Below are 18,163 nucleotides of genomic sequence, written 5' to 3' on the forward strand. Positions count from 1 at the left end.
GCAATGGCATTTGTCATCGGTGAAGCATGCATCGACTACACGGACCGATCGTGCATGGAAGAATGCCCCGTGGATTGCATCTACGAGGGTGATCGCAAGCTCTACATCAACCCGAACGAATGCATCGATTGCGGCGCTTGCGAATTGGCCTGCCCGGTGGAGGCGATCACCGTCGACCGGAAAGCAGACCCGGATTTCAAGGAAGACAACAAGCGCTTCTTCCTCGAGGTCTTGCCTACCCGTAGCGAGCCCGTCGGAAATCCGGGTGGTTCGGCAAAGATCGACATCGTCGGCGTCGATACCCCGATGGTTGCGGCGTTCTGATGGCTGGCGGCCTGCAACTCGGATACGTTGATTCGTCTTTCGGGCAATTGCATTACGCGCAGCAAGGTTCGGGTGAGGCGATTCTCCTGCTTCATCAGGCGCCCCGGTCGTGGGACGAGTTCCGCGAGTTCATTCCACTCCTTGCCGACGACTTCCGCGTTGTCGCGATGGACATGCCGGGGTACGGCAACAGTGCTCCGGTGCCCGGCCCGCAGACCATCGAGACCTATGCGCGAGGCGCGTGGGAATTGCTCGACACCCTGGGCGTCGATCGAGTCACGGTCATCGGTCACCACACCGGTGCGGCAGTGGCGCTCGAGATGGCGGCATCACGCCCCGAGAGGGTGCACGCTGCCGTGCTCTCGTCGTGCCCGTGGACCGACCGCAACTACCGCGAGGGGCACTCGGGACCCGGTGGGATCGACTGCGTCGACCGGGCCGCAGACGGTAGCCATCTCACCAGGCTGTGGGAGATGCGTCGCCCCTACTACCCCGAACCAGGCACCGCACTGCTCGACAGGTTCATCCGAGACGCGCTTGCCTACCGGGTAGATCCGGCGGAGGGGCACAAAGCCTGCGCCCGCTACGTCATGGAGGCGAGAGTCGGTTCGGTGACTGCGCCGGTTTTGCTGATCGGCGCGCAGAAGGATCCCTTCTCGATGCCTAACATTGCGCCGTTGCGTGCACACCTGACGGGTGCGGCAGTGGTGGAAACGGAGATCGTCGAATCGGGGACCGTCGCACTCGTCGAGGAGCACGCTCCGCAGATTGCATCCGCCGTCCGCATGTTTCTGGAGAATTACGCAGGTAGGCGCCCCGTGTAAACTCTGCGGGACGGGTTCACTGAGCGGACCGTGTGGCGTGCGTCTCATCGTGTCGTCACCATAGTGTCAGTCTCGAAGCACCTGCACCTAACGAGGACCCCGACCGATCTCGGTCGTTGTGGCACTCGGTCTCGGCAGGCTGTCACAGATCGTTCAGGAGGACACTCATGGCCGCTCCACAACAATCCGTCGGGTTCGGATCCGTACTACCCATCGCGTCGGAAACGACCGCTGCATCGCAGCCTGCAGGTGAACTGTCCTCGGTCCTGGGCAAGGCTCGAATGATCTTGGACGCTTTCGACACCGACCACAGTGACCTGTCTCTGACGGAGCTCACCCGGCGCAGTGGGGTCGCGAAAGCGACGGTTCACCGGTTGGCCGGCGAGCTGGTCGAGTGGGGATTGCTCGAGCGCGCGGGTACCAAGTACCGGCTCGGCCTGCGATTGTTCGAGCTGGGCCAATTGGTGCCGCGTCAGCGGATTCTGCGCGATGCGGCGCTGCCGTACATGGAGGACCTACTACTGGCGACGCAGGAGACGGTTCACTTTGCGGTTCGTGACGGCATCGACGTCCTCTACATCGAGAAGATCATCGGACACCGCGGGCTCAATCAGCAGTCGCGGGTGGCCGGTCGGCTCCCGCTGTACTGCACCGCCACCGGCAAGATCATCCTTGCCTTCTCCCCGCAATCGGTCTTCGACGAGGTAGTCGAGCAGGGTTTCACCGCCTTGACCAGTCGAACGACGATGTCCGTCAGCGTGCTGCGCCAGCAAACCGAGCGGATGCGTAAGGAACAACTCGCGGTGGAGGTCGAGGAGACACGGCTCGGGTACATGAGCGTCGCAGTGCCGGTGTTCAGCGGCCCGCGCACTCTGGCCGGCGCGTTGTCTGTGACAGCGCCGACGGCTCGCCTCAACGTCAGCCGCATCACCGGGGCCCTGCGCACTGCCGGCGCCGGAATCACCCGAAAACTTCATGCCATGAAGTGCACACATTCGCCGAGCGACCCGCTGGCTCTGCGCACGATCTGCAGTCCGGTGATGTGTTCGTTCAACGGTTGCGGCAAGTAGCGAGGCGCGGTCTATCGCCGGGCGCGGAACACGCTCTTCTCGCAGTCCCAGGTGTGTGGGCCGACGCCCCTCTCACGTAGCACTGCTTTCTGTACCTTGCCGGTTTCGGTGAGTGGCAACGTGTCCACGACGTCGATGTACCGGGGAAGTGCAAAGTACGGCAGCTGTTGCTGGGAGAACTCCAGAATCGAAATGGGGTCGAAAGATACTCCGGGGCGCAGTATTACAGTTGCCATGACGTCGTCCTCGGCCAGATCCGACGGTACCGGGAAGACGGCAACCTGACCGACCGACGGATGCAACGCCAGAACGGTTTCCACTTCGGCCCCGGAAATATTTTCACCGCGGCGCCGAATCACGTCTTTGATGCGATCGACAAATCGGAACCAGCCGTCTGCTTCCCGAATCACCCTGTCACCGGTCTGTATCCAACTCTCCGTCGCCGGAATCTCCTCGCCCAGATAGCCCAGTGAACAGGCGCCGGGGATCGTGCTGCGGACCACCAGTTCGCCGGGCTCCCCGTCTGCGGCCGCAGTACCGTCGTTGACGACTGCGGCGTCGTAGCCACTCATCACCCGCCCCATGTACCCGGCCCGCCGATCTCCCGGAAGTGTGCCGATCACGAGATTGGTTTCGGTACTTCCGAATCCGTCCACGAGTTCTACACCGAATCTCTGGGCAAACGGTTCGATCAGATGAGCCGGCGTTGCGGGGGCAAGTGCCACGTGGACGCTGTGCTGTCGGTCTTGCGGCGATGGGTCCGCGTTCATCAACATGGCCACCATCGCACCCAGCAGGTAGTCGACAGTTGCGCCGATCTCGCGAACTTCGCGCCAATGATTGCGGACCGAAAAGCGTTGTCCCAGGAAAAAAGTAGACCCGGCCCAAAGGGACTGAACAAAGGCATTGAGAGCATTGGTGTGAAACAGCGGCAGGCAGTTGTACAGCACATCGTCCCCGGTGAGCCCGAGTGAGGCGCCGACGCCTTTGCCCCACTGCAGGAACTGCGCGTGCGGGCATCGGACGCCTCGGGGCAGACCGGTGGTGCCGGAGGTGAAGAGTATCGCGGCCAGGTCGAGCGGATCGAGGGTCTCGGGCTCACAGCCCGGATGCGAACCGGCAGTGGGGACGCACTGTTCACCCATGACCCACACGGTGCCGTCGAATCCGGCTACAGCGCCTGAGTATTCGGGTGAAACCAGGATCCGTTGTACACCAGCCTGTTCGAGTGCGCCGGCAACACTGTCGGCTCGGAGGGCCGTATTGAGTGGGACGACAACCGCACCGATCCACGCGCATCCGAGAACAAGGTCTGCCAGTTCGATCCTGTTGCCGGACAGTGCCGCCACGCGCTCCCCACGGCCGACACCGTGATTACGGAGATCCGCCCCCATCGACGCTGCACGATCCCGCAATTCGCGGTAGGTGACCGTGATCCCGTCGACGACGAGCGCCGGGTGCTCCGGACGCTCCAAAGCTCGCCTCCGGATCAAATCCGGAAGCGAGCGCGGAATGGCATGTGCGTCGTGGGGCATGGGTAATTGTATCCCTCAGGGTACGACGACGGCCCGGCCGGCAACCTTGCCCTCACCCATCAACTGCAGTGCCGTTGCGATGTCATCCAGCGGAAACTCCTGCACTGCAACGGAAATCTTGCCTTCGATGAGCAGCCGGATCATTTCAGGTGCCAGTTCGGCTTGCCGGGCAGTCTTGCGAATCATGTTGACGGGCAGGATCCGGACATCGCTGAGCAACCAGTTCGGCAAGTCCAGGGTGAGGCTCTTACCCAAGGTATATCCGATCAGGGCAGCCCGGCCACCGGGGACAACACTCGCCAGAAGGTGCGGCAAGCCGTCGCCGCCAAGCGTGTCGATCACGGCGTCGACGGAAGGCTCGGATCCCACCACTCCGGCAAGTTCGTCGCCTTGCCCGACGACGGGACGCACACCCTCCGGAAGCAAGGCAGCCTGATCTTCGCGCGGTACAACACCGATTACCTCGGACGCTCCGGCAAGCAGAGCGAACTGTGCTGCCATCGATCCGACAGCGCCGGATGCTCCGGCGACAACAACTCGTTCGCCGGGAGCGACGGCTGCAATGTCGTTGACGGCAACATAGCCGGTTGTGCTGGGCAGGAAGAAGGTTGCGGCGACGGCCGGCGACAGTGCGGGATCAAAGGGTGTGAACGCCTTGTCTGCCGCTACCAGATACTCAGCCCAGCAACCGTTCTTGAACAGTCCGACTCCGCCGCCTCGGACCAGAAGGCGGGTGCCAGGCTCATAGGTGTCGGATTCGATTACCGTCGCCGCTCCGTCTGTTCCACCGATATGTGGCAGGTTCGGCTTGACTCCGAAGTTTCCGCTCGCGACGGTGATGTCGAGATGGCCGAGCGCGGCAGCGTCGATGCGCACGAGCGTCTGACCGGATTCACGTGTGGGAATGTCGATGTCGTCGATGACCGGTGAAGTGCCGAACTGATGGAGTCGGGCCGCGCGCATTGTGTCTCCTAGTAGCGATCTGTGAATGGATGTACTGAATATGAGTGCGGTCAGGACAGGATCGACTGGTCGCGAAGTCCGGCGATCAGTTCGTCGCTGTATCCGAGCACCGACTCGAGGACGTCGTCGGTGTCCGCGCCCAGCACCGGCGCAGCGCGTCGGATCGAGCCGGGTTCGGAGTTCCGGCGAACGGGGATGCCTTCGTGGAGGAATGTTCCGGCGAGGGGATGTTCCTGTGCCGAATAGAAACTGCGTGCCCGAAGATGTGGATCGCTCTCGACCAGGTCGCGTCCGTCCTGGACGGTGCCGGCCGCGATACCCGCCGATTGCAAGCGTTCCATGACGGTTTCGGGTGACAGAGTCCTGGTCCAGTCGGCGATGGCGTCGTCGATACGTTCGTGATCGGCTTGGCGGCTTTCTGCACTCGCGAAGTCAGGATTGCCGATCCATTTCTCTGCTTCGATGATGCGGCACAATGCATTCCATTCCGTGGTATCGCGAACGGCAATCGAGCACCACCGGTCGCTGCCGAGGCACGGGTACACGCCGTGTGGTGCCAGTTCGTGATGGCTGTTGCCGATCGGATCGGGGGACTGTGACCGGGCGGCTCGGAGAACGCTGGTACCCATGTGCGCTGCCATGGCTTCGAGTTGTGACAGGTCTACGTGCTGTCCCCGGCCGGTCCGGTCGCGGTAGTCGAGGGCTGCCAGCATCGCGACGCCGGCTTGCAGTCCGGCGACGATGTCGCCATGGCCGTAGATGACTCCGACAACGTCATCGGCGTTCCAGCCGGTCAGTGCGGTCAAACCGGTACTTGCCGAAACGATGTCGGCATACGACACCCAGTCCTTGCGAGGACCGGTGTGACCCATCCCGGACATCGACACGTAGATGATGTCCGGGTTGAGCTCCCGGAGTTGTTCGTAGCCGAGCCCCATCTTGTCCATGACCGACGAGCTGAAATTCTCGACCACGACGTCGGAGTTCCTGATCAGGTCGCGCAGTACCGAAAGGCCCTCTGCGGATCGGGTATCGAGTGTGATGCTGCGCTTGTTGCGGTTGACGTCGTTGAAGTACCCGCTGGTGTTCGGATTGTCGTGCGGTCCTCGCGAGAGATGCATGAACGGTGCAAAGCGAGTCGGGTCCGGGCGTCCGATCGATTCGACCTTGATGACATCGGCACCGTGGTCGGCAAGGATTCTGGTGCCGTACGGGCCCGCCAACACCCACGTGAGATCCAGGACGCGGACACCTTCGAGGCTGGGCGTGCTGCCACCGCTGAACTCGTGGGTTTCGTTCACTGCCACAGGCGAGGTGGCCTTCAAGAGTTCCTGATGCTGGCCCAACCGGGCAGCCTCGAGCGTTCCGATGCGCCGGCCTTCGGGGAAAGCGAAGCCGAACCCGAGATCGCGGTAGGTACCGTGATCTCCGGTCACGTCGGTGAAGAAGTCCCGGTCGTTGAGTTGCGGGTTACGCAGCAGTTCTTCGGGCCGGTCGACCGCTGCCCACGGCAACTTGCGTGACTGCGCGCTGACCGCGAATTCTTCCTTCGGCCACTTCGCGATGAAGGCGGACAGAACGTCGAAAATGTGTTCCTGATGCGTCTTTCGGTAGACCGCGTCGGACCACTCCGGTTGATCGAGATCGTCCTGAGCATCGTTGTCGATCAGCCAGGCCAACATGCCGTCCCACATGCGGGGGCTACCGCCGAGGCCGCCACCGACATAACCGTCGGCGGCCTGGAACAGTCCGTGCGGAACGAGCGGATGTACCCGGCCCGGACGCGGTGGTACGCGGTCCTCGTGAATGTAGGCAAGAGTGCCCGCTTCCAGCGCGGCGGCAACACATTCCTGAGCGCTGATCTCCAGCAACGGGTTGTGGCCCTTGGATCGCGAACGCAGTCCGAGAAGCACGCCGATTGCGGCATTGATTCCGGCGAGCTGCTCAGCCTGGAGTTCGGGGAGCAGCAGTGGAGGGTGCTCGGGATCGCCGACCTGGGCCATCATCCCGCCGAGTGCCGCGACGGTCAGATTTGTTGCCTTCCAGTCACTTCGCGGTCCGGTTGTGCCGAAGGGTGTCACTCGTACGTGAACGAGAGATCCTCGGTTGTCGCGTAGAGCGCCGGTCGCGCTGCCGTCGAGCAGGACGTCGGCACTGCGCAGCAGTGCTTCGAAAGCGAGGCGATCGTTGCTGTCGTCGATATCGAGGACAACGGACTTCTTGCCCGCATGCCAATGCAAGTACGAATCACCCTGGGACTCGGTGCGACTGGGGTCACCGGTGGGTGGTTCTACCAGAATGACCTCGAAACCCAGCCCGACCAGGATGCGCCCGGCGAATCGCGCAAACGGACTGGAAATCTCTACGACCCGTACCGGGGGATGCACCACAACTACTCCGTTTCAATCGAAAGATATCGCCGAACCGACTGGAGTCGAACGTAGTTCTGCGGGCCGGTGGGCGACATGATTTCGGTCTGCCCACCGGACCCGTTCTCACTCTCCGCTCAGGCGGCGTTCTGCTCGAACCATCCCGAGAGGAGGACAGCGGACGGATCGATGTCCGCGGAGATCTTGCCCTGCTCGCGGAAGAATGCAACAAGTTCGTTTGCGCGCTCCACGTCGTCCTCGGTGAATCCGCGTCCACCGAAATCGATTTGGGTCACCCGGTCTGCGGCCTCGGCCGGGTCCATCTGGATAGACGCGGCAATTGCGGTTGCAGCCCGATCCGGATCCGAGTTCACGATTGCCGACGCTTCCGAGATCACCTTGAACACCTTGCCTGCGGTTTCTTCGTTCGCGGACAACCAGTTGTCCGAAGCGATGATCCATTGGGCGTACTTGGCGCCGAAGTCGCCGGTCGTGGCAACAACGCGCCCGCCGGTATTGACACTCTGCGTCACCCAGGGGTCGAAGGACAGGAAGCCGTCGATGTCACCGCGCGCCAGCAAAGCAGGCTGTTCGGGCGGGCTTGTGCTCACGAGTGTGACCGTCGTGGGGTCGATGCCGAGACTGGCCAGGTACTGGTTCGTGAAGTAGAGGCCGATGCCGGGGAAGACGCCCATGGTCTTGATCGACTTCGGCTCGACGCCATTCCTCAGTACAACCTGGAAGTATCGGTCGGATTCCTGAAATACGCCCAGCGCCCGCAGGCTCGGATTGGCGGCCATGACGGACAGTGCCGTCGAGTCGGCATTGCCGGAGAGTTCCGAAGTTCCGGCTACGACGTTCTGGGCGCCCGCCGCCCCGCCTTCCGTCTGGATGACCTGGACGTCGAGGCCGGCGGCCTCGAACATGCCCTCGTGGTCGGCCAGGAAAATCGGGGCGTACGACGGGTCTACACCCACCGCGATCCGTACCAGGCCACCACTTTCCGCGGAGTTGTCGGTAGCGGGCCGGGTGCATCCGCTGACCGCGATCGTCAGGGCGGCGAGAGAAGCGACTGCGCCCACCCATTTCTTCTGAAATTTGTTGAGCATGATGGCCTCTCGGTAAATGGGAGCTGTCAGCGTCCCGTGAAGGTGGGGGACCGCTTGTCGAGGAATGACTGAAGTCCCTCAGCAGCGTCGTCCGTCTTGATCAGGTCGAGCACTGCCTCGAATTCGAGATCCAGCGCTTGATCGAGCGGCAACGACATGCCCTCGTCGACAATGCGTTTGATCATTCCGATGGTGGCAGTGGGTTTCGTCGCGAGTTCGCGTGCGAGGTCAGCGCAATGCGCATCGAGGTCGGCGTCCGCAACGACGGTGTCGACCAGGCCGATATCGAGTGCATGCTCGGCGCTGAGGCGCTTGCCTTCGATCATGAGCACTTTGGCTCGGTGAGCCCCGATGAGGCGTGGAAGTCGCTGGCTGCCACCGGCACCCGGAAAAAGCCCAAGTCCGATCTCGGGGAAGCCGATGGTCGCCGACTGCGCCATGATGCGGAAGTCGCAGGCCAACGTCAGTTCTGCTCCGCCGCCGAGTGCGTGCCCGTTGATCTTCGCGACGACAGGTTTGGGAGCCGACTCGAGGATCCGCTGTACGTCGACCCACGGGCGCATCGCGCGCTGAGTTTCTTCCGTCAGCTCGCGCATCACGGTGATGTCCGCACCGGCGACGAAGAACCGTCCAGTGCCCGTCACGACAATGACGCGGACGGTCTGGTCCGACGCGAGTACCGGCAGTATCTCCAGAAGCTCGGCGATCATGCTGGGGTTGAATGCGTTGGCTGGAGGTTTGTCGATAGTCACGGTGGCAATCGAGTCTGTGACGTCGACGGTGACGAAGTTGTAGGTCTGGCCGGTCTGTCTCGTCAAGTGAGCTCCTGTCAGCGGGTTGGCGGGGTAAACCGGTCGAGCCGGGGGATGTGTAGTGGGAAGTATGGTGGGGACCCTCACGCGGCGGTACCGCTCGGGTTCGGTCAGTAGACCAATGTCGGATGCTGATCGCGTAGGAACTTTCTTCGCTGTGATCACGGCGATATTTGCTCCTGTGACAGGATTGAGCCCGTGACTTCTGCAGTACCGACACCGCCCGCGCCCTCCGTCGACAAGCGTCCCGAGTCGATTTTCACCATTGGGACCAGGCTCGAGGACCGGCTCGGACGAACCGGAACCATCCACACACCGCACGGCGATATCGCGACGCCGTCGTTCGTGGCCGTCGGAACCAAGGCCACGGTCAAGGCCGTGCTGCCCGAGTCCATGAAGGAACTCGGTGCGCAGTCGTTGCTCGCCAATGCGTACCACCTGTACTTGCAGCCGGGACCCGACATCGTCGACGAGGCCGGCGGGCTGGGCAAGTTCATGAACTGGGACGGGCCCACCTTCACCGACAGCGGTGGCTTCCAAGTCATGTCGCTTGGTGTCGGGTTCAAGAAGGTGCTCGCGATGGAGGCCGTCGGTGTGCAGTCCGACGACGTCATCGCGAAGGGCAAGGAGCGTCTCGCGACGGTCGACGACGAGGGCGTGACGTTCAAATCGCACCTCGACGGCAGTAAGCATCGCTTCACCCCCGAGGTGTCGATGCAGATCCAGCATCAGCTCGGCGCCGACATCATGTTCGCGTTCGACGAGCTCACAACGCTGCTCAACACCCGCGGCTACCAGGAGCGATCGGTCGAGCGCACGCAGGCGTGGGCGATCCGCTGTATCAATGAACACGAGAAGCTCACCGCCGAACGCGCTGACAAGCCCTATCAGGCTCTCTTCGGCGTGATCCAAGGCGCGCAGTACGAAGATCTGCGACGTCAAGCCTGCCGCGGACTCGAGTCGATCGAAGGCGAGAACGGATACGGCTTCGACGGCTACGGCATCGGCGGCGCCCTCGAGAAGCAGAACCTCGGAACGATCGTGCGTTGGTGTAACGAGGAACTACCCGAGAACAAGCCGCGTCATATGCTCGGCATCAGTGAACCGGACGACTTCTTCGTCGCAATCGAGAACGGCGCGGACACTTTCGACTGCGTCAACCCGTCGCGTGTTGCTCGCAATGCTGCGATTTACGTCCGCTCCGGCAGGTTCAACATCAACACCAGCCGATTCCGTCGTGACTTCACGCCTATCGACGACGAGTGCGACTGCTACACGTGCGCCAATTACACCCGCGCGTACATCCATCACCTGTTCAAGGCGAAGGAAATGCTCGCGTCGACGCTCTGCACCATCCACAACGAGCGATTCACCGTGAAGTTGGTCGACGATATCCGAGCCAGCATCGAAGGTGGGTATTTCCACGACTTCAAGGCGGACATGCTCGGAAAGTTCTACGCGGCGAAGACGCCTGCACCTCAGGCGTAGGTCGGTTCGCGCTTCTTCACGTATGCGATGACGCGGTAGGTGATCGGCATGACCAGAACCTCGACAAGCGTCTTCCACAGGAAGCCGACCAGCACGTAGTTGATGAAGTCTTCCCATGTGCTGATGCCGATGACACCGGCCGCGATGGAACAGAAGATGAGGGTATCGGCGAATTCGCCGACGACGGTCGAGCCGATCAGTCGCGCCCACAGATGCTTCTCCTGCATGCGCTTTTTCATCATGACCAGAACCAGTGAGTTCAGTAGCTGTCCGACGAGGTAGGCGGCCAAGCCCGCGACCAGTAGCCGGGGAATGACACCGACCACGGTTTCGAGGGCGGCCTGGTTCTCGTAGAACTCTGCCGACGGGAGTTGCACTGCAATCCAGAAGCACGCAGCGGCAAGAATCAGTGCGCCGAAGCCCAGGTAGATCGCGCGTCGGGTCGCTTTGAAGCCGTAGACCTCGCTGAGCACGTCACCGAGGACGTAGGCGAGCGGGAACAAGAAGAATCCACCATCGGTGATGATGGGCAGAATCTGCAAGGGACCGAGCGAGAAGTCGGAATCCGCAAAGAAGGCGACCCCCTTGGTCGCCGCCACGTTCGAGATCAGCAGCGTTGCGGTGAAGAGCGCGACGATCGTCGGGTAATAACCCCGGCTGACGTGCGCAAATTTGGTTTCGTGGGTCGATTCGTCTTGCTGATCCTGAGCTGTCACGTCCGTCATCCAAGCACCACAAGGCGCTCGGATGCGAGTTGGCGACCGTCCAGTTGCGCAGAACACACCGAAGGCCCTGCGGTTTCACGTGGAACCGCAGGGCCTTCGGTGATGCAAACGAACGGATCAGGCAGCTACATGGCCGCCGGTCAGCACGCGGTATGCGTAGGTGCTGGCGATCAACGCGACGGGCGCCGTCACCAGAAGACCGATTCCACACAGCAGCGCACCGACGATGTTGATACCGATCAGAGCGAGCGCCAGCAGGACCAACGTTCCGACGTTCGACGAGGTCAACGCGTAACTCGATTTGATGCCCGAAATCGCATCCTGATTCTTGTCCACGATGAAGGTCAGCGTGTAGTAGAGCAGGAACGCCGCGATGATGCCGGGAATGATGCAGAGAGCCAAACCGACGTAAGTTGCCACTGCTACCAGGAAACCGCCGAGAACAACTGCGCCGATGTTGGTGAATTGGAAGAAGGTGCCGAAAGCCGGCTTGATTCCATCCAATTCGCTCAACGCTCCACGAAGGAATGCGGCTTGGATGATGTAGCCGACGATAGCGGTGACCAATCCACCCACGATCGACAGCGCGCTGAATTCGGTATTGGTGTAGTCGAAACCGTTGAAAGCGCCCTGGATCAGTCCGGCGATCAAGAACGCGATGATCGAGATTCCGATCCAAACCAATGCGTTGTCTTTGAACTTGTTCCAGCCGTAGGTAATTGCCGCACCCACAGAAAGCTGCGGTCCACCGAATCCTGCGCCGTAGTCGTTGGCGGGCGGCGGTGGGAAGTTACCGCCTCCGGGAGGTGGCGGGTATCCACCGGGCGGTGGGTAGTTGCCACCGGGAGGGGGATAGCTTCCACCCTGCGGAGGCGGCGGATATCCACCTGGCGGCGGGTAATTGCCACCTTGAGGAGGTGGGGGGTATCCACCAGGCGGCGGGTAGCTTCCGCCCTGCGGAGGCCCCGCCGGCGGGGGATAGCTCCCAGGAGGAGGCGTTCCCTGCTGGCCGTAGGGATCCTGGGGCGGGAATTGCTTTCCGTCCTCGGGATTCTGGTTGGGGTCGTGCCCACCGGTTGTCATATGCGCACCTAACCCTTGACTACCTGAGTTCCACCAGCGAGTTCGTCATGCTTGCCCTGCTTGGTGGGGCTGTTGTTGATCGTGACCGCGATGACGATGTAGGCGACCAACGCGAGGATTCCGCCGATGATCGGAATGATCGAGAGCAACGTGAAGGCGTTGCGAATCGCAGACTGCTGGACGGAGGGGCGAGGTGCGCCACCCGGACCGTGTACTGAAAGGCCCAGAATCATCTTTCCCAAAGTCCGACCCTGCGTTACTTCCATTGCGATGAAGTAAGCGAAGGTCAGAATTCCCGAGAACAGTCCCGAGACCAGAATCAAGCTGTCGGAGTCACTGACCAATAGAGCCAGAATCGCGGCGATGACGCCGACGATGATGCCGTCGATGATGCGGGCACCGAGTCGAATCCACAGATCGCCCGGCTGAGCACCCGAAGGCAGCCGGTTTCCTCCGCCGTACGCACCTTGGTCGTTGAACTGCGGAGGCGGCGGGAAGTTTCCGCCCTGGGGCGGCGGCGGGTATCCACCGGGAGGCGGGTAGTTGCCACCCTGAGGGGGCGGGAAGTTTCCGCCCTGTGGAGGCGGCGGGTAGCTACCGCCCTGCGGGGGGCCTGCGGGTGGTGGGTAACTTCCGGGAGGAGGTGTTCCCTGCTGGCCATATGGATCCTGGGGTGGGAATTGCTTCCCGCCTTCTGGATTCTGGTTGGGGTCGTACCCACCGGTTGTCATGTGTTCCCCTCAGTCGTAAATATCGCGCTCGAGTGTGACAGTGGATATGACCCTACTGGGATCAAAGAGCGATGTGGATGACATCTGCTCACTTGGATTCGGAGGTCACCTGTGGTTTAGGCTGCGTTGTATGACGAGTTCCGGGGGCAACAACGACGATTCTTCGAGCGATTACCAGGCAAAACCTGGGTACGGAGAATTTCCGAGCCTGCCTCCTGAGGGGTACGGCGTGTCCCCGTCCGAAACGCAGTCTTCACCTGAAGTTCCCGGATATACCACTCCCAACGAGCAGTACCCGGGTTATCCACCGCCGTCGTACAACCCGCCCGGTAATAACCCCCAGCCGGGCGGAATCGGTGAACCGAACCCGTACCTGCCGCCGCAGAATTTCGGACCGCAGAATCAATATCAGCAGAATCAATATCAGCAACCCGGACAATACGGACAGGCTCAATACGGACAGCCTCAGTACGGCCAACCTCCGAACCCGTACGGTCAACCGAATCAATTCGCGGGTGGGTACGCACCGCCGATGCAGCCGGTCGGCACCAATGGTCTCGCAATTGCATCGCTGGTTGTATCGCTTGCGGGTGGTTGCTTCTACAGTCTCGGCGGAATCGTCGGAATCATTCTGGGAATTGTCGCGCTCAATCAGATCAAGCAGACAGGTCAACAGGGGCGCGGGCTTGCGATAGCCGGAATTGCGGTCGGCGCGGCCTTCTTGGCAATTTTTGCCGTGATTCTCGTAGTCGCACTCATAGCGAGTGCATCGTCGTCGTACTGAAGTGCCGTCGTGCTGAAGTGGCGAGCGCTCACACGGGAGTGACGACGGACGACGCAGGAAGTGGCTTGCCGAAGTAATAGCCCTGGCCCATGTCGCAGCCGGCCCGCAAGACGTTGGCTGCGTGTTCCGCGGTTTCGACGCCCTCTGCGATCGAATCAAGCCCTAGCTTCCGAGCGATGTCGGCGATGGACTCCATGACCATGAAGGCGCGGTCTCCAGCACGACCCGCTGCGCTGACGGCCCAGGTCAAGGATTGGTCGATCTTGAGAATGTCGAGCGGCAATTCCGACAATGCGGAGAAGGACGCGAAGCCCGCCCCGAAATCATCCAGCGCGATTCGAATTCCCTCGTTGTGCAAGACGTGAAGAGTCTCGGCGGCATGCCGGCCTACGACGCCGAGTTCGGTGACTTCCACGATTATTCTGCTCAGTGGCGTTTGTGAACTGTCGAGCGCTCCGAGGATCTCGTGAGCGGCGTGCGGGGTAGCGAGTTGGCGAGGCGAAAAGTTGACCGCGACCATCATGTGCTCAGGCCACGACGCTGTTTGGGCACAAATCATTTCCAGAGCTTGTAGCCCGATGGGAATGATGAGCCCAGAGGATTCGGCGGAGCGCATGAAATCTTGAGGTTCGATCAACCCTCGCAGCGGATGGCGCCAACGCAAAAGAGCTTCATAGCTGATAATTGCTGACGAGTTCAGATTGACCTGGGGTTGATACAACACCTCGAATTGATGGTCGTCGAGTGCCTCGCGAAGCTCGCGGACCATGCGTATTCCTTTTCGTCCTGAGTCGCCCGTGCCGCACGTGCGTGTCAGCGTGGATGCTGCAAGTGGGTACTGTGGTCGGATTCCAGGTTCAGATCCCGGGCGTGGTTTTGCAGGAACAACTCGCCCTGAATTTCCTTCGCCAGTCTCGACCGTACTTCACTATTCGAGAATTGCCAACGAATAGCTATTGCGGACGGCTTTGTCATATCGGACAATCGTAGTTTTGTTCCGACGAGGCACCGATTGATACGTCACTTACTTCGCCGGGAAAATCCACGGGGTCCGGGGGATCTTGCGAGAGTCGAATCGATCCGCCAATTGGGGTGGTGTGACAACCTCGCCGGGTTCGGCGAGACCGATGCTCGACGCGATCATCGTCAGAACCTGCTCGGTACTGCGTCCGGCCTCGAGTTGATCTGCCAGAGTCACTGCGCCGTCGCGCTTCGCGAGTCGCTTGCCTTCACTGTTCAAGGCAAGAGGAACGTGGGCGTACGACGGTGGTTCGATGTCGAGCAGCTGGGCAAGGTATGCCTGACGCGGAGCCGAGGTCAGGAGGTCGTCGCCGCGAACCACCTGGTCGATGTTCTGTGCACCGTCGTCGACGACAACGGCAAGGTTGTAAGCGGGCACCCCGTCTCCGCGGAGCAGGACGACGTCGTCGACTGGTCCCGTCACCTCGCCGAACAGTTCGTCATGGACGGTGAACGAGTCGATGCCGGCCCGTAGCCTCAGCGCGGGAGATCGGCCACTTGCCGATTTCTCGGCGCGTTCGGCCTCCGAAAGGTTCCGACACGTGCCGGGGTAGGCGCCGTCTGGAGCATGGGGCGCTGACGGTGCCTGCAGGATCTCCTTGCGTGTGCAGAAGCAGGGATAGGTCAGGTCACGCTCGCGCAATTGGTCGATAGCCTTGTGGTACAAGGGAAGACGGTGTGACTGCAATACGACTGGGCCGTCCCAGGTGAGGCCGAGCCTGCGCAGATCGTCGAGTTGTCGTTCCATCGCGCCGGGGCGGACACGGTCGAGATCCTCTACCCGAATGAGGAAGTCGCGCCCGCTGGTGCGGGCGAACAGCCAGGCCAGGAGGGCAGTCCGGAGGTTTCCCAGATGGAGATCGCCGGACGGACTCGGCGCGAAGCGTCCTGCTCCTTCCACGTCAGCTGGCGAGCCCGACGGAGGCGAGCGGGTTCTCGGCGTCGTGCAGGGTGAGGCGGATCTGGGTTTCCAAAGCGTGATCGAGGTACTGCGGCGGATACATGGCGGGGCTTCCGAGTGCGTCGAGTGCCAATCCATTGACGGTTGAAAGCAGAAGTGCCGCTCTGGTTTCCGCTTCCGGAGTTCCGATGCCGATCAGAACTGTCGAGATGCCGGTGCGGATTGTGAACAGGGTTGTCCGGCGGATTTCGGAGAGTGACTCACTGGTTGCGGCGCGCACGGCAAACGCGGCGAGCACATGCGCCTCACGCGTGCGTTGCTCGTCGAGGGGCAGGAGTTGCGAGAGTGCCTGGAACAGGGCGGTATGCGGGTCTGCGTCGGCGGACGATTCGGCCAGTCGCGTCAACAATCGATCGACGAGTGTTCGCAGTGCGAATGCGAACATCTCGTCCTTGGTCGAGAAATGATGTTGCACTGCGCCGATCGAGACACCCGCCCGTTTTGCGACCTCGCGAACGCTGGCATTTTCCAGTCCGGATTCCGCGGCGACATCGAACAATGCCGCCGCAAGCAGGTCTGGACTCGTGGAGGATTTTCGGCGTTCCGGCATACCGCGACATTACATGCGTATGGAAGTAATGCCCACGTCAGGGGTGCTTTTTCACGCCTTCCGGCCGAGGAAGGCAAGGAGTTTCGTCGCTTTGTCAGCGTTGTCCGGAACCTGTATTTCCGGGCCGCACACACCGCTCATGCGGATCGACTCGCCCAGGCCCGCGGCGATCTCCGACACCCACTCCACGTCCGCGTCTCGCATCGTCGTATCGGTGCCGGTTGCGGCCGCGAGGTCCCAACCGTGGATGACCAGATCGAAACACAAGAACCCTTCGACCGTGGCCCCGAGGTTGGTCCTGCCGAAGTGTCCGTCGTATTCCAGGGTGGACTTTGCCGGATCGTCCAGAATTTCCTGCATCGAATCGCGGACGGCCGCCCAGGCTGCCGACGGGTCGTCGTCGACCGACGGACCGGGTGCCAATTCCAGGCCGACTACCTTGACCATGTCTCGTTCGCTGTCGAGCACGTGTCTCACCACGTCGCGGGCGGTCCAGCCCTCGCAGGGGGAATCGTCGTCCCAGCGGTCGGCGGGTACGGCGTCGATCCGGGCCGTGAATCCGGCGGCCAGATCCCGATAACGCTGGGCGGGGGAGATCTCTGTTGAAGTCATGACAACAATCCTTCTCCACCGCGGCGCGTCATGATTGATTATTTCGGACATTCACTCGATCTCCGGGGCTTCCGCCCAGATGTCCATCGGTACAACCCCGGCACTCTTGCCCTCGTCGTCGAGAAGTCGGCCCACCCTCTTCATCGATCGCAGCACCACTGACCTGTTCAGCACCACCAGGCCCGGTGCCTCTTGTGCGAGTTGTACTTCGGTAATGGGAGTTTCGCGAAGGGAGTGTGCGGCGATCGCGAGCAGTGTGTTGGCGCGTCCACCGGATATCCGCATGCACACCCGCGTTCCCGGCACTCGCTCCACCAGGGCACGAATCGTCGACCGGTCCGTGGGATCGACATATCCCCACACCCAGGTCACGAGGGGCCAGCCGGACAGTGGCAGAGACACGTCGCAGCGGAACACGATCTGGTTGCGCGACGTCAATTCGGCAAGTCGCCGCCTGACCGTACTTTCGCTGAGGCCGGTACCGACCGTGAGCTCGGCAATCGAGGATCGACCGTCCTCACCCAGTTTCAATATCAATTGGCGGTCGACCGCGTCGAACGTCTTCCCGTGATGGCGCTGATCCGTCGGCGCGTATTTGTATCGCACAGGCCGGTCTGTCATCGTCGCTCGCTGCGCGGCATCGAGTACCTGCAATTTCCAGTCGTCTCCGATCGCGAAGACCTCGGTGACGAGGTGTGCACGCGAACTGACGATCCCGGGTACCGACGCGAGCGACCGAAGCAGGAAGCGCGACAGGAAAGCCATGTCTCTGACCTCGACGAGAAGTGTCAAGTCGCCTGGGCCGCTTGTGTGTTCGACGCTCAGTACGTGCGGCCAGCGGGCAAGTCGTTCTGCAATCGTCAACGCGTTCGAAGTCGTGCAGTCGACTTCGACGAAAGCCAGACACGACTCCGGACGGCCATGGCCGGTTGCCCTGGCAGAGACCCAGGCGGTGCCGGAATCCTGTAACCGCTGCCAGCGGCGAGCTACGGTAACCGGATCCACTTTGAGCGCGTCGCCAACCGTGCGCCACGACGCTCGCGGGTCGAGTTGCAGGCAATTGATCAGGGCGAGGTCGACGTCGTCCAGTACGGCGGAATCCTGCGTTTCTTCGATCATGGTGCAAGTATCGTGCATCTTCACTGTGTCTGGGATCACTTCATTCATGCTCGAAGGGCAGAACGCGGTGGCGAGTGCCCACCG

General features: G+C 61.7%; 18 protein-coding genes. 5 read left to right on the forward strand and 13 right to left on the reverse strand.

Annotated features, from left to right (window positions below):
• Nucleotides 1-3: 3 nt before the first annotated feature.
• The 3 genes from P0M12_RS13945 to P0M12_RS13955 all read left to right on the forward strand — a co-directional run bounded on the left by P0M12_RS13945 (nt 4) and on the right by P0M12_RS13955 (nt 2,218).
• Nucleotides 4-324: a ferredoxin family protein gene (locus tag P0M12_RS13945; protein ID WP_007731605.1), complete on the forward strand. Its 321-nt coding sequence runs from the start codon at nt 4-6 to the stop codon at nt 322-324.
• Complete coding sequence (locus tag P0M12_RS13950; RefSeq protein WP_007731603.1) at nt 324-1,148, forward strand: alpha/beta hydrolase; 825 nt, start codon at nt 324-326, stop codon at nt 1,146-1,148. The genes P0M12_RS13945 and P0M12_RS13950 overlap by 1 nt, the downstream gene beginning before the upstream one ends.
• 167 nt (nt 1,149-1,315) lie before the next feature.
• Nucleotides 1,316-2,218 (forward strand): IclR family transcriptional regulator, encoded by a 903-nt coding sequence (locus P0M12_RS13955; RefSeq protein ID WP_007731601.1) that lies wholly within the window; start codon nt 1,316-1,318, stop codon nt 2,216-2,218.
• 11 nt (nt 2,219-2,229) lie between these two features.
• Here P0M12_RS13955 and P0M12_RS13960 read toward each other — a convergent pair whose 3' ends face one another.
• The 5 genes from P0M12_RS13960 to P0M12_RS13980 form a co-directional block, all read right to left on the reverse strand.
• Nucleotides 2,230-3,753 carry an AMP-binding protein gene (locus tag P0M12_RS13960; RefSeq protein WP_064073555.1) on the reverse strand — a complete coding sequence of 508 codons (1,524 nt, stop codon included), beginning with the start codon at nt 3,751-3,753 and terminating at the stop codon, nt 2,230-2,232.
• Between the two features lie 15 nt (nt 3,754-3,768).
• Nucleotides 3,769-4,716, reverse strand: coding sequence for a zinc-binding alcohol dehydrogenase family protein (locus tag P0M12_RS13965; RefSeq protein WP_007731598.1), 948 nt, complete (start codon nt 4,714-4,716; stop codon nt 3,769-3,771).
• A 50-nt stretch (nt 4,717-4,766) separates the two neighbouring features.
• Entirely contained in the window at nt 4,767-7,103 is a 2,337-nt protein-coding gene (locus tag P0M12_RS13970) for a CoA transferase (RefSeq protein WP_230359430.1), read from the reverse strand.
• Between the two features lie 119 nt (nt 7,104-7,222).
• Nucleotides 7,223-8,194 carry an ABC transporter substrate-binding protein gene (locus P0M12_RS13975; RefSeq protein WP_007731596.1) on the reverse strand — a complete coding sequence of 324 codons (972 nt, stop codon included), beginning with the start codon at nt 8,192-8,194 and terminating at the stop codon, nt 7,223-7,225.
• Nucleotides 8,195-8,220: 26 nt separating this feature from the next.
• Nucleotides 8,221-9,012 (reverse strand): enoyl-CoA hydratase-related protein, encoded by a 792-nt coding sequence (locus tag P0M12_RS13980; protein WP_020723626.1) that lies wholly within the window; start codon nt 9,010-9,012, stop codon nt 8,221-8,223.
• A 192-nt stretch (nt 9,013-9,204) separates the two neighbouring features.
• On the opposite strand from P0M12_RS13980, the gene tgt reads away from it, so the two are divergent.
• A complete protein-coding gene (tgt, locus tag P0M12_RS13985; RefSeq protein ID WP_007731594.1) occupies nt 9,205-10,494 on the forward strand; it encodes a tRNA guanosine(34) transglycosylase Tgt in 1,290 nt (429 codons plus the stop codon).
• Here tgt and P0M12_RS13990 read toward each other — a convergent pair.
• The 3 genes from P0M12_RS13990 to P0M12_RS30420 form a co-directional block, all read right to left on the reverse strand.
• Nucleotides 10,485-11,219, reverse strand: coding sequence for a queuosine precursor transporter (locus tag P0M12_RS13990; protein ID WP_030535741.1), 735 nt, complete (start codon nt 11,217-11,219; stop codon nt 10,485-10,487). The genes tgt and P0M12_RS13990 overlap by 10 nt on opposite strands.
• A gap of 117 nt (nt 11,220-11,336) precedes the next feature.
• Nucleotides 11,337-12,302: a hypothetical protein gene (locus P0M12_RS13995; RefSeq protein WP_223304518.1), complete on the reverse strand. Its 966-nt coding sequence runs from the start codon at nt 12,300-12,302 to the stop codon at nt 11,337-11,339.
• A gap of 8 nt (nt 12,303-12,310) precedes the next feature.
• Nucleotides 12,311-13,033, reverse strand: coding sequence for an RDD family protein (locus P0M12_RS30420; protein WP_064073552.1), 723 nt, complete (start codon nt 13,031-13,033; stop codon nt 12,311-12,313).
• 130 nt (nt 13,034-13,163) lie between these two features.
• Between P0M12_RS30420 and P0M12_RS14005 the strand changes: the two genes are divergently transcribed.
• Nucleotides 13,164-13,817 carry a DUF4190 domain-containing protein gene (locus P0M12_RS14005; RefSeq protein ID WP_030535740.1) on the forward strand — a complete coding sequence of 218 codons (654 nt, stop codon included), beginning with the start codon at nt 13,164-13,166 and terminating at the stop codon, nt 13,815-13,817.
• 28 nt (nt 13,818-13,845) lie between these two features.
• On the opposite strand, the gene P0M12_RS14010 is transcribed toward P0M12_RS14005, so the two are convergent.
• The 5 genes from P0M12_RS14010 to P0M12_RS14030 form a co-directional block, all read right to left on the reverse strand.
• Nucleotides 13,846-14,586 (reverse strand): EAL domain-containing protein, encoded by a 741-nt coding sequence (locus P0M12_RS14010; protein WP_003943863.1) that lies wholly within the window; start codon nt 14,584-14,586, stop codon nt 13,846-13,848.
• 255 nt (nt 14,587-14,841) lie between these two features.
• Nucleotides 14,842-15,738, reverse strand: coding sequence for a tRNA glutamyl-Q(34) synthetase GluQRS (gene gluQRS, locus P0M12_RS14015; protein WP_042447725.1), 897 nt, complete (start codon nt 15,736-15,738; stop codon nt 14,842-14,844).
• A gap of 1 nt (nt 15,739) precedes the next feature.
• Nucleotides 15,740-16,348 carry a TetR/AcrR family transcriptional regulator gene (locus tag P0M12_RS14020; protein ID WP_019746515.1) on the reverse strand — a complete coding sequence of 203 codons (609 nt, stop codon included), beginning with the start codon at nt 16,346-16,348 and terminating at the stop codon, nt 15,740-15,742.
• 51 nt (nt 16,349-16,399) lie between these two features.
• Nucleotides 16,400-16,960 carry a TIGR03086 family metal-binding protein gene (locus P0M12_RS14025; RefSeq protein WP_007731584.1) on the reverse strand — a complete coding sequence of 187 codons (561 nt, stop codon included), beginning with the start codon at nt 16,958-16,960 and terminating at the stop codon, nt 16,400-16,402.
• Nucleotides 16,961-17,011: 51 nt separating this feature from the next.
• On the reverse strand, nt 17,012-18,079 hold the full coding sequence (locus P0M12_RS14030) for an Lrp/AsnC family transcriptional regulator (protein ID WP_064073653.1): 1,068 nt from the start codon (nt 18,077-18,079) through the stop codon (nt 17,012-17,014).
• Between the last annotated feature and the right edge of the window lie 84 nt (nt 18,080-18,163).

Origin of the sequence: Rhodococcus sp. RCBS9, from assembly GCF_029457415.1 — a bacterium.
GTDB classification, from domain to species: domain Bacteria; phylum Actinomycetota; class Actinomycetes; order Mycobacteriales; family Mycobacteriaceae; genus Rhodococcus_F; species Rhodococcus_F qingshengii.

Coding starts and splice junctions, on each gene's coding strand:
- P0M12_RS13945 (WP_007731605.1), top strand. CDS start 4: ATGGCATTTGTCATCGGTGAAGCATGCATCGACTACACGGACCGATCG.
- P0M12_RS13950 (WP_007731603.1), top strand. CDS start 324: ATGGCTGGCGGCCTGCAACTCGGATACGTTGATTCGTCTTTCGGGCAA.
- P0M12_RS13955 (WP_007731601.1), top strand. CDS start 1,316: ATGGCCGCTCCACAACAATCCGTCGGGTTCGGATCCGTACTACCCATC.
- P0M12_RS13960 (WP_064073555.1), bottom strand. CDS start 3,753: ATGCCCCACGACGCACATGCCATTCCGCGCTCGCTTCCGGATTTGATC.
- P0M12_RS13965 (WP_007731598.1), bottom strand. CDS start 4,716: ATGCGCGCGGCCCGACTCCATCAGTTCGGCACTTCACCGGTCATCGAC.
- P0M12_RS13975 (WP_007731596.1), bottom strand. CDS start 8,194: ATGCTCAACAAATTTCAGAAGAAATGGGTGGGCGCAGTCGCTTCTCTC.
- P0M12_RS13990 (WP_030535741.1), bottom strand. CDS start 11,219: ATGACGGACGTGACAGCTCAGGATCAGCAAGACGAATCGACCCACGAA.
- P0M12_RS13995 (WP_223304518.1), bottom strand. CDS start 12,302: ATGACAACCGGTGGGCACGACCCCAACCAGAATCCCGAGGACGGAAAG.
- P0M12_RS30420 (WP_064073552.1), bottom strand. CDS start 13,033: ATGACAACCGGTGGGTACGACCCCAACCAGAATCCAGAAGGCGGGAAG.
- P0M12_RS14005 (WP_030535740.1), top strand. CDS start 13,164: ATGACGAGTTCCGGGGGCAACAACGACGATTCTTCGAGCGATTACCAG.
- P0M12_RS14010 (WP_003943863.1), bottom strand. CDS start 14,586: ATGGTCCGCGAGCTTCGCGAGGCACTCGACGACCATCAATTCGAGGTG.
- P0M12_RS14020 (WP_019746515.1), bottom strand. CDS start 16,348: ATGCCGGAACGCCGAAAATCCTCCACGAGTCCAGACCTGCTTGCGGCG.
- P0M12_RS14025 (WP_007731584.1), bottom strand. CDS start 16,960: ATGACTTCAACAGAGATCTCCCCCGCCCAGCGTTATCGGGATCTGGCC.
- P0M12_RS14030 (WP_064073653.1), bottom strand. CDS start 18,079: ATGATCGAAGAAACGCAGGATTCCGCCGTACTGGACGACGTCGACCTC.